This is a genomic window from Serratia sp. TSA_105.2 (assembly GCF_052692115.1).
In genome coordinates this window covers 335,507-348,149 of sequence record NZ_JBQZFT010000004.1, presented here as the reverse complement: position 1 = coordinate 348,149, position 12,643 = coordinate 335,507, and the positions used below count along the sequence as shown (strand labels likewise).

Sequence of the window (12,643 nt, the reverse complement as noted above, 5' to 3'; positions counted from 1 at the left end):
TTGCATCAAGAATGGCGTCGTTTGACCTCACACTTCACGCACTTTGGCGCTCATCCCGAGCGCCGCCAGCGCCAGCAGCGCCGCCATCCAATACACCGAGCCATGACCGAAATTTTCCACCAGCGCACCCTGCAGCACCCCGGCCAGGATCACCCCGGTAGAGATGCTGTTGGTGAACAGCGTGGTGGCGGCGCCCGGTCGGCCCGGCATCAAATCCTGAAAATAGAGCATGCCGATACCGGCGACGATGCCGATAAACACCGCGTTGAGCAGCTGCAGCGCAATCAGGGCCGGCTTGGTCGCCAGCACCGTCAGCCCGAGGTAAAACAGCACGCCTGCCGCCACCGCCAGCAGCATCATGTTGCGCTTGCCGAAACGTTTGACGTAATAACCGGCCAGCAGCATCGCCGGGATCTCCAGCCCGGCGGCGGTGCCCATCAGCACCCCGGCCAACCCTTCCGGCAGGCCGAGATCGGCGGTGATATACAGCGGCATATCGATGATGTACAGGGTGTTGCAGGTCCACATCAGCATCGAGGCGATGAACAGCAGCCGCACGTCGCGATTGCGCCAGGCGCTGGCGGGCGCGATCGGCGCAGACACCCCACTCTGCAGCCCCTCATTTCCCGCCGCGCGCGGCACCGAAGGCAGCATAAATCCCACCAGCAGCACGCAAAGCGCGAAGGTGGCGGCGGCGATCAGGAACATCACGGTGAATCCGTAGTTCAGCGCCAGCGCAAACGACAGCGGCGGGCCGATCACCCAGGCCAGCGAAAGCTGGGCGCGCATCACCGAGCTGAACATCACCACTTCACGCGCCTCGCGGTCGGCATATTCCCGCGCCAGTGCGAAAATCTGCGGCATGGCGGTGTTGGCAACGGCGGACATCAGCACCCCGGCGGTGATCAGCGTCAGGTAGTCGCGATTAAAGGCGAACAGCAGGCAGTTGCCTACCGCCATCAGGCAGCACAGCAAGATCAGCCTGCGCCGATCGCCGCGGGTGTCAGAGCGCTTGGCCAGCAGGAAACTGACGACGATGCCGGCCACCGCGTTGGCGGTGTAAAACAGCCCGACCCACAGCGGCCGCACCTTGACCTCGGTGGTCAGAAACAGGCTGAGCGTCGGCGTCAGCAATGCGCCGGCGATGCCGGAGAGAAAAGCGATCAGCAGGAATGCGGCAAAGATGGGGTTAATGCGCAGTGACAACCGGCTCAGGCGTTGCATATCGTCTTCCCTGACCTCAAAGCAGAAGAAAGAACCTTAGGCCACGGCGAGAAAAATGCAAGCGCATCGCCATGACCACGCATAAAAAAACCAGTGGGTCTGGTGAAACAGCACCATTACTCAGAAATTGGTTGCCGCGGCCCCTACAGGTGCTCGCGATACTGCTTATCGGTCATCTCTTTAATGTCCCATTGCGTCAGGTGCGCCAGCATCGCCAGCCGCGCCTGTTCGGGCACCACGCTCAGCCAGTCGGCGCGCTGGCGGCGCACCGCGCTGAAGTAGCGCTGATAGAACTGTCTGGACAAGAAAGCTTTCATGATTACGCCCTCCCCTTTCACTGATGAAAATTATCGGCGTAATATAGGGAAAGAAAAATTGACGAGTTGAGGCAGGAGCGTTCCTCTTTTATGTCCACGTCCCGATTGCAGCAGCAGTTCATCCGTCTGTGGCAACGCTGCCACGGTGAAACCACCGACACCACGCTGCAGGCGCTGGCGGAGGTGCTCAGCTGCTCGCGGCGCCACGTGCGCTCCCTGCTGAGCGCCATGCAGCGGGAAGGCTGGCTCACCTGGCAGGCGGAGTCGGGGCGCGGCAAGCGTTCGCGGTTAACCTTCCACTATACCGGCCTGGCGCTGCAGCAACAGCGGGCCGAGGAGCTGCTGGAACAGGACCGCATCGATCAGCTGGTGCAACTGGTAGGCGACAAAAACGTGGTGCGCCAGATGCTGCTGTCGCAGCTGGGGCGCAGCTTCCGCCAGGGGAAACACATCCTGCGGGTGCTCTACTACCGGCAGCTGTACAACCTGCTGCCCGGCTCGGCGCTGCGGCGTTCGGAGACCCATTTGGCGCGACAGATCTTCAACGGCCTGACGCGCATAAATGAGGAAAACGGGGAACTGGAGTCCGATCTGTCTCACCATTGGCAGGCGCTGACGCCGCTGCACTGGCGGTTTTACCTCCGCCCGGCGATCCATTTTCATCATGGCCGCGAGCTGGAGATGGCGGACGTCATCACTTCCCTCTCGCGTCTGACCTCGCAACCGCTGTTCTCGCATATCGAAAGCGTCACCTCGCCGACGCCGTTCGTTATCGACGTGCATCTGCGCAGCCCCGATCACTGGCTGCCCTGGCTGCTGGGCAGCGTGCAGGCCATGATCCTGCCGCACGAATGGCGTGAACTGCCGGATTTCGCCCGCCATCCGGTCGGCACCGGCCCCTACCGCATGGTGCGCAACCATCCCAGCCAGATGAAGATCCACGCCTTCGACGACTATTTTGGCTACCGGGCGCTGATCGACGAGGTGAACATCTGGGTGCTGCCGGAGTTTTCCGAAGAGCTGGTGCACTCCGGCGTGCAGCTGCAGGGCGATGAAACCGGCAACAGCGAGCTGGAAAGCCGGCTGGAAGAGGGCTGCTATTTCCTGCTGTTCGATCAGCGTTCCCCCCTGGCCGCCGACCCCGCCATTCGCAGTTGGCTGTGCGAATTGATCAACCCCATTTCACTGCTGGGCCACGCAGGGCCGCTCTACCAGCGCTATTGGTCGCCGGCGTACGGCCTGCTGCCGCGCTGGCACCACAACCGCACGCTAGCGCAGCAGCCCAAGCCCGCGGGCCTGACCGAACTGACGATGACCCACTTCAATGAACATTCGGAGTTTCACGCCATTCGCCAGGCGATCGAACCGCTGCTGGCGCAGCACGGTATCCGCCTGATCGTGCAAAGCGTGGATTACGCCACCTGGCACCAGGGCGACGCGCGCAGCGATCTGTGGCTCGGCAGCGCCAACTTCTATCTGCCGCTGGAGTTTTCGCTGTTCGCCACGCTGTACGAACTGCCGCTGATGCAGCATTGCATGAACGAAGATCTGGCGCAGGACGCGGCGCTGTGGCGCGCCAACCGCTTGCCGCTGGCCGAGTTCTGCCAGCGTCTGGTCAGCAACCACCAGTTGCATCCGCTGTTCCACCACTGGCTGCAGCTGCACGGCCAGCGCAGCATGCGCGGCGTGCGGATGAACACCCTCGGCTGGTTCGACTTCAAGTCCGCCTGGTTTGCCCCGCCGGAGGCATAAGCGTCTTTCGCCCGGGTCGGTTAATCTTTACAATAGCGCCGTCTCAACGGGGTGCGGTAAGTCGGGCCGCGTGATAAGCCCGATTTTCCGCTGAGAGCACACCCGTCGAACCTGATCCGGTCAATACCGGCGGAGGGATTTGAGCCCAGCGAACCGGCGACGCCGCCTCGCCCCCTCAGATGCCCTTGCCCCCTTATTTTTCAGGAGTGCAACGTGGTCAAAACATATCTGCCCTGCTTATTGCTGCTGTGTGCCGCGCCGGTGTTCGCCAAGCCGACGCTGACGGTTTACACCTACGATTCCTTCGCCGCCGACTGGGGCCCAGGTCCGGCGGTGAAAAAAGCCTTCGAAGCCGAGTGCGACTGTGAACTGAAGTTCGTCGCGCTGGAAGACGGCGTCTCGCTGCTGAACCGCCTGCGCATGGAAGGCAAGAACAGCGCCGCCGACGTGGTGCTGGGGTTGGACAACAACCTGCTGCAGGCGGCGCAGCAAACCGGCCTGTTCGCGCCGAGCGGCGTCGACACCGCCAAACTGACGGTGCCGGGCGGCTGGCAGGACGCGACCTTCGTGCCTTACGACTACGGGTACTTCGCCTTTGTCTACAACAAAGACAAACTGAAAAACCCGCCGAAAAGCCTGCAGGAGCTGGTCAGCAGCGACCGCAACTGGAAAGTGATCTACGAAGATCCACGCACCAGCACGCCAGGCCTCGGCCTGCTGCTGTGGATGCAGAAAGTGTATGGCGACAAGGCGCCGGCCGCCTGGCAGCAGCTGGCGAAGAAGACCGTCACCGTCACTAAAGGCTGGAGCGAAGCCTACGGCCTGTTCCTGAAGGGCGAAGGCGATCTGGTGCTCAGCTACACCACCTCTCCCGCCTATCACCTGATTGAAGAGAAAAAAGATCTCTACGCCGCCGCCACGTTCAGCGAAGGGCACTACCTGCAGGTGGAAGTGGCGGGCAAGCTGAAGGCCGCCAAACAGCCTGAACTGGCGGAGCGCTTCATGCAGTTCATGGTGACGCCGGCGTTCCAGAACACCATCCCGACCGGCAACTGGATGTACCCGGTGATCAACACCCCACTGCCCGTCGGCTTTGAGCAGATGAACGTACCGCATACCGCGTTGCAATACAGCGCCGAAGAGGTGGCCAAACAACGCAGCGGTTGGATCCGGGCATGGCAAACCGCCGTCAGCCGCTGATCCCCCGCTGGCTCTGGCCGGGGCTGCTGGCCGCCGGCGTGATCCTGCTGGTCGCCGCGCTGGCGATGGGCTCACTGTGGCGTCACGCGCCTGACAGTGACTGGCGCGGCCTGTGGCAGGACAGCTACCTGTGGCACGTGGTGCGCTTCACCTTCTGGCAGGCGCTGCTGTCGGCGCTGATTTCGGTGCTGCCCGCCGTTCTGCTGGCGCGCGCGCTCTATCGCCGCCGTTTCCCCGGCCGGCAGCTGCTGCTGCGACTGTGCGCCATGACGCTGGTGCTGCCGGTGCTGGTGGCGGTGTTCGGCCTGCTCAGCGTCTATGGCCGCCAGGGCTGGCTGGCGACGCTGTGCGGCTGGCTGGGCATCGAGTATGGCTTCTCGCCCTACGGCCTGCAGGGCATTCTGCTGGCGCACCTGTTCTTTAACCTGCCGCTGGCCACCCGCCTGTTGCTGCAGGCGCTGGAGAATATCCCGGTGGAGCAGCGCCAGCTGGCCGCCCAGCTGGGCATGAATGGCTGGCAGCAGTTCCGCTTCGTCGAATGGCCGGCGCTGCGCCGCCAGATCCTGCCGAGCGGCGCGTTGATCTTCATGCTGTGCTTCGCCAGCTTCGCCACCGTGCTGTCACTGGGCGGCGGACCGCAGGCCACCACCATCGAACTGGCGATCTATCAGGCGCTGAGTTACGACTACGATCTGGGCCGCGCCGCCATGCTGGCGCTGATCCAGTTAAGCTGTTGTCTGGGGCTGGTGTTGATCAGCCAGCGGCTGAGCCAGGCGCTGCCGGTGGGCCATACCCACGCCCAGCGCTGGCGCAACCCGGAAGACAGCCTGTGGCGGCGCGTCGGCGATTTTCTGCTGATCGCCGCCGCGCTGCTGCTGCTGCTGCCGCCTCTGCTGGCGGTGATCGCCGACGGCGCCAATCAGGCCGTCGTCAGCGTGCTGCGCCAGCCGGTGCTGTGGCAGGCGCTATTCACGTCGCTGCGCATCGCCCTCGGCGCCGGGCTGTTGTGCGTGGCGCTCACGATGATGCTGCTGTGGAGCAGCCGCGAGCTGAAGCTGCGGCAGCACCTGCGCGGCGGCCAAGCGCTGGAACTGAGCGGCATGGTGATCCTGGCGATGCCGGGCATCGTGCTGGCCACCGGCTTCTTCCTGCTGCTGAGCGATACGATCGGGCTGCCGCAGTCGCCCTATGCGCTGGTGATCCTCACCAATGCGCTGATGGCGGTGCCCTATGCGCTGAAGGTGTTGGAGAACCCGATGCGCGACCTCGCCGAACGTTACAACCCGCTGTGCCTGTCGCTGGATATCCACGGCTGGCAACGGCTGCGGCTGATCGAACTGCGCGCGCTGCGTCGCCCGCTGGCGCAGGCGCTGGCCTTCGCCTGCGTGCTGTCGATCGGCGATTTCGGCGTGGTCGCCTTGTTTGGCAACGAGCATTTCCGTACCCTGCCTTTTTACCTGTATCAGCAGATAGGCGCCTACCGCAGCAATGACGGGGCGGTGACCGCGCTGCTGTTGTTGCTGTTGTGTTTCCTGCTGTTTACCCTGATCGAACGCTTACCGGGGCGCCATGCTGACGCTTGAAAAACTGACCTATCTTTATGAACACCTGCCGATGCGCTTTGATCTGCGCATCCAGCCGGGCGAGCGCGTCGCGGTGCTCGGCCCCAGCGGCGCCGGTAAAAGCACCCTGCTGAGTTTGATCGCCGGTTTTCTGCCGGCGGCCAGCGGCCGGCTGCTGCTGAACGGCGAAGACCACACCGCCACGCCGCCGGCCAAACGGCCGGTGTCGATGCTGTTTCAGGAGAACAACCTGTTCGCGCACCTGACGGTGGCGCAGAACATCGGGCTGGGGTTGGATCCCGGTCTGCGCTTGACTGAACAGCAGCGCCAACAGCGGGCGAATATCGCCCGTCAGGTCGGCCTGGAGGAACACCTGGAGCGCCTACCGTCGCAGCTTTCCGGCGGTCAGCGTCAGCGCGCCGCACTGGCGCGCTGTTTGATTCGCCAACGGCCGATCCTGCTGCTCGACGAGCCCTTCTCGGCGCTCGATCCGGCGCTGCGCAACGAGATGCTGCAGCTGCTGCAGACGGTGTGCGAACAGCGTAACCTGACGCTGCTGATGGTGTCGCACAACCTCGACGACGCCACGCGCATCGCGCCGCGCACGCTGCTGGTGGTCGATGGCCGTATTTACTACGACGGCCCGACGCAGGCCCTGCTGGACGGCAGCGCGCCCGAAGCGCGCGTGCTGGGCATTTCGGGTAAAGCGTGATCTGACGCGCGTTTTTTATGCTGCGGCAATAAACCTGTTGTGCGAATTTTGCGCCTGTGTTTTTATAAAAACCTGACTTTTTTTACTGATGATAAGGTTCCCTGTGATCGCATCCTCGCTGACTTCGACCCTACTAGTTACCGCGCTACCAGCCGCGGTGGTCGTCGTGCGTGTGGTGGTGGTCGTCGGCAATGCGCCGTAGGGTCCGAATCAACGCATCGATTCCCAAACCCCGCCGGCGCAAACCGGGCGGGGTTTCTTGTTTTAGCACCCTGCCCAGAAAAGCTCACCGGCCTTGAGAAAGGACAGGAACATGGCAACTTCGGGCACGCCTCAGCCGGGCACCAGCTTCACCGGCGCACAATTGATCGTTCATCTGCTGGAGCGGCAGGGCATCACTACCGTCGCCGGCATCCCCGGCGGCGCCGCGCTGCCGCTGTATGACGCGCTGAGCCAAAGCACCCGCATACACCACGTGCTGGCGCGCCACGAACAGGGCGCGGGCTTTATGGCGCAGGGCATGGCGCGTGCCAACGGCAAAGCGGCGGTGTGTATCGCCTCCAGCGGGCCGGGCGCCACCAACCTGGTCACCGCCATCGCCGACGCCAAGCTAGATTCCATTCCGCTGGTGTGCATCACCGGTCAGGTGCCCTCCTCGATGATCGGCACCGACGCCTTCCAGGAGGTGGACACCTACGGCATTTCCATTCCGATCACCAAGCACAACCATCTGGTACGCGATATCCGCGAACTGCCGCAGGTGATCGGCGACGCGTTCCGCATCGCCGAATCCGGTCGCCCCGGCCCGGTCTGGATCGATGTGCCGAAAGACGTACAGACCGCCACCATCACCCTGGAAGCGCTGCCGCCGATCGCCCTGCCGGACGCCGCACCGAGCTTCGATCCGGCGCTGGTTTCGCAGGCCGCCGCGATGATCAACCAGGCGAAACGCCCGATCCTCTACCTGGGCGGCGGCATCATCTGCGCCGACGCTCACCGGCAGGCGCTGGAACTGGCCGAGCGCGCCGGTCTGCCTACCACCATGACGCTGATGGCGCTGGGGGCGATGCCGGTGGAACACCCGCTGTCGCTGGGCATGCTGGGCATGCACGCGGCGCGCAGCACCAACTTCATTCTGCAGGAGGCCGATCTGCTGATCGTGCTGGGCGCACGCTTCGACGATCGGGCAATCGGCAAAACCGAGCAGTTCTGCCCTAACGCCGCCATCATTCACGTGGATATCGACCGCGCCGAGCTGGGCAAGGTCAAACAGGCCAACGTGGCGATCCATGCCGACGTCGGCCAGGTGCTGCAACAGCTGCTGCCGCAGATCGACACGCAGCCGCGCAGCGCGTGGCTGAGCACCGTCAACGACCTGAAACGCGAGTTCCCGTTCAACATGCCGAACGCCGACGATCCGCTGAGCCATTACGGCCTGGTGCTGGCCGCCGCGCGCTGCGTGGACGACAGCGCCATTATCACTACCGACGTGGGCCAGCATCAGATGTGGGTGGCGCAGGCCTATCCGCTGAGCCGGCCGCGCCAGTGGCTGACTTCGGGCGGCCTGGGCACCATGGGCTTCGGTCTGCCGGCGGCGATCGGCGCGGCGCTGGCGGAGCCCGAGCGTAAAGTGCTGTGCTTCTCCGGCGACGGCAGCCTGATGATGAACATTCAGGAAATGGCCACCGCGGTCGAACACGATCTGGACGTGAAAATCATTTTGATGAACAACCAGGCGCTGGGGCTGGTGCACCAGCAGCAAACCCTGTTCTACCAGCAGCGCATCTTCGCCGCCGCCTATCCGAAGCGCACCGACTTCCTGAAGATCGCCGCCGGATTCGGGCTGGATACCTGCGATTTGAACGCCGCGGAAGATCCGCAGGCGGCACTGGCCGAAGCGATCCAACGCCCGGGCCCCTGCCTGATCCACGCGCTGATCGACATCAACGAAAAAGTGTTCCCGATGGTGCCGCCGGGCGCCGCCAATATCGACATGATTGGAGAATAAGCCATGCTGCAACCACAAGATAAACCCCAGGTGATCCTGGAGCTGGCCGTGCGCAACCATCCCGGCGTCATGTCGCACGTTTGCGGGTTGTTCGCCCGCCGCGCGTTCAACGTCGAAGGCATTCTGTGTCTGCCGCTGAAGGACGGCCAGCAGAGCCGCATTTGGCTATTGGTCGCCGACGATCAGCGGCTGGAGCAAATGATCAGCCAGGTGGAAAAGCTGGAAGACGTGCTGCAGGTGAAGCGCCACAGCGAAGACGTGCGGGTATTTGAACAGCTGGAAGCGTTCTTCCAGTAATACGAAGGGGGCTTACGCCCCCGCAGTCATTGCCCGGACAGCACCTGCCACAGCAGGTGCCGATACACCGGCATCAAGGGCTGCTGGCTCAGCAGATAACCGACCGCCAGCGCCGCCAGCCAGCTCAATCCGCACACCACGCGCAGCCGCAGCGGCGTCAGCCAACGGCTCAGCCGATCGGCGCTGCGCTTATCCTCACGCCACCAGCGCCAACTCAGCCACACCGCCAGCCAGATCGTGAGCGCCGCGGCGAGCAACAACCACTTGAACATCGCGCTGTTGGCGCCGGCGGGAATGTCGATCGCCACGCCCGCCAGGATGCCGGGGAAGAAATAGACCGGCGGCCAGGTCAGGCAACCGATGATATTCGGCAAGGCAAACTTGTACGGCGGTAGATCGAGCATGCCGGCCACCATCGGCACCAGTGGGCGCGTCGGGCCAACGAAGCGACCGATCAGAATGGTCGCCATGCTGTGCTGGTGCAAGGCGTGTTCGGTTTTGTCGAGCAGCGCTTTGTTCTTCTTCAGGAACGACCAGCGGTGCAAGGGCCCTTTGAAGGCGCGGCCGACGAAATAGGAGATCCAGTCGCCGAGCAGGCAGCCGACGATCCCCGCCGCCCAGGCGTAGTAGAAGTCCACCTTGCCGCTGCCGATCAGGGCGCCGATGCTGGCCATCATCACCGTGCCGGGCAGCAGCAGCCCCACCAGCGCCAGCGACTCGAGAAAAGCGACCAGCAGGACGACCATCAGGGTGAAAGCCAGTGACTGGGTGATCAAATCTTGTAAATAGGCTTCCATTACACCTCTGCGGATTATTCGGCCAAACGGGGCCGAGGATTTTCCAGCGGCGCCGCTGGCGAGTCAATCGATGAATTGTATGCGTATTTGGCAGCGCCGAACGCCGATGGACAATGACTGTATAAAAACACATACTATAATTTATCTATATTAGCGCCAAAACCGACATCTCGCTGAATGTCGCGCACGCCGCCCGGTGGAAGACTAAGGGGTTATGACAGCACTGCAACAGGGTTTCCTGCTCACTCGCCACTGGCGCGACACGCCCGCCGGCACCGAGGTCGAATTTTGGCTGGCGACCGACGCAGGCCCGCGTCAGCTGCGCCTGCCGCCGCAAACCTCGGTAGCGTTTATCCCCGCCGAACAAAAGCCGCGCGCGGAACTGCTGCTGCGCGAAGAACGGCAAGTCGAACTGAAACCGCTGGCACTGACGGATTTTCATCACCGCCCGATGCTGGGGCTGTACTGCCGCCAGCACCGTCAGCTCATCAAGCTGGAAAAACTGCTGCGGGAAGGCGGCGTTACGGTCTACGAGGCCGACATTCGCCCACCCGAACGCTACCTGATGGAGCGCTTCATCACCGCGCCGGTGTGGTTCAACGCCCAGGGCCAAGGCAACGGCGATGGGCCGTTGCTCAATGGCCAGATGAAGCCGGCGCCGGACTACCGCCCGACGCTCAGGCTGGTGTCGCTGGATATCGAAACCACCGCCCACGGCGAACTTTACTCTATCGCGCTGGAAGGCTGCGGCCAGCGGCAGGTCTACATGCTGGGGCCGGCCAACGGTGGCGATGAGCCGCTGGATTTCGATCTGGAATACTGCGCCAGCCGCCCCCAACTGCTGGAACGGTTGAACGCGTGGCTGGAGCGCCACGATCCTGACGCCATCATCGGCTGGAACCTGGTGCAGTTCGATCTGCGGGTGCTGCAAAAGCACGCCGAACGCTACCAGATCCCGCTGCGGCTGGGACGCGGCGGCAACCTGTTGGAGTGGCGCGAACACGGCTTCAAACAGAACCACTTTTTCGCCGCCGCCGCCGGCCGCCTGATCATCGACGGCATCGAAGCGCTGAAATCCGCCACCTGGAACTTCCCCTCCTTCAGCCTGGAATACGTTTCGCAGGCACTCCTGGGCGAAGGCAAGGCGATCGACAACCCTTATCAGCGCATGGCGGAGATCGACCGACGCTTCGCCGAAGACAAGCCGGCGCTGGCCCGCTACAACCTGAAGGACTGCGAGCTGGTGACGCGCATCTTCGCCAAGGCCGATCTGCTCAACTTCCTGCTGGAACGCGCCACCGTCACCGGGCTGGCGACCGATCGCAGCGGCGGATCGGTGGCGGCCTTCAGCCACCTCTATATGCCGCGCATGCACCGCCTGGGCTTTGTCGCCCCCAACCTCGGCGAACAGCCGGAGGAACACAGCCCCGGCGGATTCGTGATGGACTCCCAGCCCGGTCTGTACGATTCGGTGCTGGTGCTGGACTATAAAAGCCTGTATCCGTCGATCATCCGCACCTTCCTGATCGATCCGGTCGGGTTGGTGGAAGGCATGCGCCACCCAAACAACGCCGATTCGGTGCCCGGCTTTCGCAACGCCCGCTTCTCGCGCAGCAAACACTGCCTGCCGGCGATCGTCGAGCAGATCTGGCAGGGGCGCGAAGCCGCCAAGCGCCAGCACAACAAGCCCCTGTCACAGGCGCTGAAGATCATCATGAACGCGCTGTACGGCGTGCTGGGATCGAGCGGCTGCCGCTTCTTCGATCCGCGGCTAGCGTCGTCGATCACCCTGCGCGGCCACGAGATCATGCGCCAAACCCGCGAACTGATCGAAGCCGAAGGCTATCAGGTGATTTACGGCGACACAGACTCCACCTTCGTGTGGCTGAAACAGCCGCATGATGAGCAGCAGGCGGCGCAGATCGGTCGGGCGCTGGTGCAGCGGGTCAACGCCTGGTGGCAGCAGCATCTGCAGCAGCAGTTCGGGCTGGAGAACGCGCTGGAGCTGGAGTTCGAAACCCACTATTCGCGCTTCCTGATGCCGACCATTCGCGGCGCCGAACAGGGCAGCAAGAAACGCTACGCCGGCCTGATCGCACGCGCCGGCGGCGAGGAAGAGATGGTGTACAAAGGCCTGGAAACGGTACGCACCGACTGGACGCCGCTGGCGCAGCAGTTCCAGCAGCAGCTCTATCAGCGCATCTTCAAACGGCAACCCTACCAGGACTATGTGCGCGACTACGTCGGCAAAACCCTGAACGGCGACTTCGACGATCAGCTGGTGTACCGCAAACGCCTGCGCAGAAAGCTCGACGACTATCAGCGCAACGTGCCGCCGCACGCCCGCGCCGCGCGCATCGCCGACGACTACAACCGCAGTCAGGGGCGGCCGCTGCAGTATCAGAACGGCGGCTGGATCAGCTACGTGATGACCGTCGCCGGGCCGGAACCGCTGGAGACGCGCCATTCCCCCATCGACTATCAGCACTACCTCGAACGCCAGCTGCAACCGGTGGCAGACGCTATACTCCCTTTCTTGCACGACGACTTCACCACGCTGGTCACCGGGCAGATGGGGCTGTTTTGAGATTGCGCCAGGTTAAGAAAAATCATCCGGTTTTGCAGGTGACGAACGCGCCGCCTTCCATTACCATAGCGCCCTTCCCAAAACTGAACCACGCTTAGCCCTGCCGTCTCGCGACGTCTGCATGGCGTGAATGGCTATTGCCCGTCAAATTTAAAACAAACCGGGATTAGCAGACGTTCAGTACAGG

General features: G+C 63.3%; 11 protein-coding genes and 1 riboswitch. Of the genes, 8 read left to right on the top strand and 3 right to left on the bottom strand.

All coding sequences use genetic code 11. The annotated features are described in order from the left end of the window. Positions 1 to 27: 27 nt before the first annotated feature. Both ACUTSC_RS15830 and sgrT read right to left on the bottom strand, forming a co-directional pair. Positions 28 to 1,224, bottom strand: a complete 1,197-nt coding sequence (locus tag ACUTSC_RS15830; protein ID WP_197766988.1) for a sugar efflux transporter — start codon at positions 1,222 to 1,224, stop codon at positions 28 to 30. Positions 1,225 to 1,367: 143 nt separating this feature from the next. Next, positions 1,368 to 1,541 carry a glucose uptake inhibitor SgrT gene (gene sgrT / locus ACUTSC_RS15825; RefSeq protein ID WP_004932838.1) on the bottom strand — a complete coding sequence of 58 codons (174 nt, stop codon included), beginning with the start codon at positions 1,539 to 1,541 and terminating at the stop codon, positions 1,368 to 1,370. Between the two features lie 90 nt (positions 1,542 to 1,631). Here sgrT and sgrR point away from each other — a divergent pair, with 90 nt between their 5' ends. The 7 genes from sgrR to ilvN all read left to right on the top strand — a co-directional run bounded on the left by sgrR (position 1,632) and on the right by ilvN (position 9,072). Next, positions 1,632 to 3,293 (top strand): HTH-type transcriptional regulator SgrR, encoded by a 1,662-nt coding sequence (sgrR, locus tag ACUTSC_RS15820; RefSeq protein ID WP_197766989.1) that lies wholly within the window; start codon positions 1,632 to 1,634, stop codon positions 3,291 to 3,293. 37 nt (positions 3,294 to 3,330) lie between these two features. Further along, a riboswitch (TPP riboswitch) is annotated at positions 3,331 to 3,449 on the top strand. Between the two features lie 57 nt (positions 3,450 to 3,506). Then, the gene (gene thiB / locus ACUTSC_RS15815; protein ID WP_197773592.1) at positions 3,507 to 4,493 is read left to right on the top strand and encodes a thiamine ABC transporter substrate binding subunit; all 987 of its coding nucleotides are present in this window, start codon (positions 3,507 to 3,509) and stop codon (positions 4,491 to 4,493) included. Then, the gene (gene thiP, locus ACUTSC_RS15810) at positions 4,469 to 6,076 is read left to right on the top strand and encodes a thiamine/thiamine pyrophosphate ABC transporter permease ThiP (protein ID WP_077038653.1); all 1,608 of its coding nucleotides are present in this window, start codon (positions 4,469 to 4,471) and stop codon (positions 6,074 to 6,076) included. Before thiB ends, thiP begins: the two co-directional genes overlap by 25 nt. Beyond that, complete coding sequence (gene thiQ, locus ACUTSC_RS15805) at positions 6,063 to 6,767, top strand: thiamine ABC transporter ATP-binding protein ThiQ (protein ID WP_197766991.1); 705 nt, start codon at positions 6,063 to 6,065, stop codon at positions 6,765 to 6,767. Before thiP ends, thiQ begins: the two co-directional genes overlap by 14 nt. 88 nt (positions 6,768 to 6,855) lie before the next feature. Further along, positions 6,856 to 6,969 (top strand): ilvB operon leader peptide IvbL, encoded by a 114-nt coding sequence (gene ivbL / locus ACUTSC_RS15800; RefSeq protein WP_154747116.1) that lies wholly within the window; start codon positions 6,856 to 6,858, stop codon positions 6,967 to 6,969. Between the two features lie 111 nt (positions 6,970 to 7,080). Continuing rightward, positions 7,081 to 8,775, top strand: a complete 1,695-nt coding sequence (ilvB, locus tag ACUTSC_RS15795; RefSeq protein ID WP_197766992.1) for an acetolactate synthase large subunit — start codon at positions 7,081 to 7,083, stop codon at positions 8,773 to 8,775. Positions 8,776 to 8,778: 3 nt separating this feature from the next. After that, the gene (gene ilvN / locus ACUTSC_RS15790; RefSeq protein WP_016929110.1) at positions 8,779 to 9,072 is read left to right on the top strand and encodes an acetolactate synthase small subunit; all 294 of its coding nucleotides are present in this window, start codon (positions 8,779 to 8,781) and stop codon (positions 9,070 to 9,072) included. A 26-nt stretch (positions 9,073 to 9,098) separates the two neighbouring features. On the opposite strand, the gene ACUTSC_RS15785 is transcribed toward ilvN, so the two are convergent. Continuing rightward, on the bottom strand, positions 9,099 to 9,869 hold the full coding sequence (locus ACUTSC_RS15785) for a DedA family protein (protein ID WP_033637083.1): 771 nt from the start codon (positions 9,867 to 9,869) through the stop codon (positions 9,099 to 9,101). Between the two features lie 214 nt (positions 9,870 to 10,083). Here ACUTSC_RS15785 and ACUTSC_RS15780 point away from each other — a divergent pair, with 214 nt between their 5' ends. After that, positions 10,084 to 12,456: a DNA polymerase II gene (locus ACUTSC_RS15780; RefSeq protein ID WP_197766993.1), complete on the top strand. Its 2,373-nt coding sequence runs from the start codon at positions 10,084 to 10,086 to the stop codon at positions 12,454 to 12,456. The last annotated feature ends 187 nt before the right edge of the window (positions 12,457 to 12,643 follow it).

Bases quoted from the DNA above. Each gene is read 5' to 3' on its own strand.
- ACUTSC_RS15785 (WP_033637083.1), bottom strand. From the start codon at position 9,869: ATGGAAGCCTATTTACAAGATTTGATCACCCAGTCACTGGCTTTCACC.
- thiQ (WP_197766991.1), top strand. From the start codon at position 6,063: ATGCTGACGCTTGAAAAACTGACCTATCTTTATGAACACCTGCCGATG.
- ivbL (WP_154747116.1), top strand. From the start codon at position 6,856: ATGATAAGGTTCCCTGTGATCGCATCCTCGCTGACTTCGACCCTACTA.
- ACUTSC_RS15830 (WP_197766988.1), bottom strand. From the start codon at position 1,224: ATGCAACGCCTGAGCCGGTTGTCACTGCGCATTAACCCCATCTTTGCC.
- ilvB (WP_197766992.1), top strand. From the start codon at position 7,081: ATGGCAACTTCGGGCACGCCTCAGCCGGGCACCAGCTTCACCGGCGCA.
- ilvN (WP_016929110.1), top strand. From the start codon at position 8,779: ATGCTGCAACCACAAGATAAACCCCAGGTGATCCTGGAGCTGGCCGTG.
- sgrT (WP_004932838.1), bottom strand. From the start codon at position 1,541: ATGAAAGCTTTCTTGTCCAGACAGTTCTATCAGCGCTACTTCAGCGCG.
- thiP (WP_077038653.1), top strand. From the start codon at position 4,469: ATGGCAAACCGCCGTCAGCCGCTGATCCCCCGCTGGCTCTGGCCGGGG.
- sgrR (WP_197766989.1), top strand. From the start codon at position 1,632: ATGTCCACGTCCCGATTGCAGCAGCAGTTCATCCGTCTGTGGCAACGC.
- ACUTSC_RS15780 (WP_197766993.1), top strand. From the start codon at position 10,084: ATGACAGCACTGCAACAGGGTTTCCTGCTCACTCGCCACTGGCGCGAC.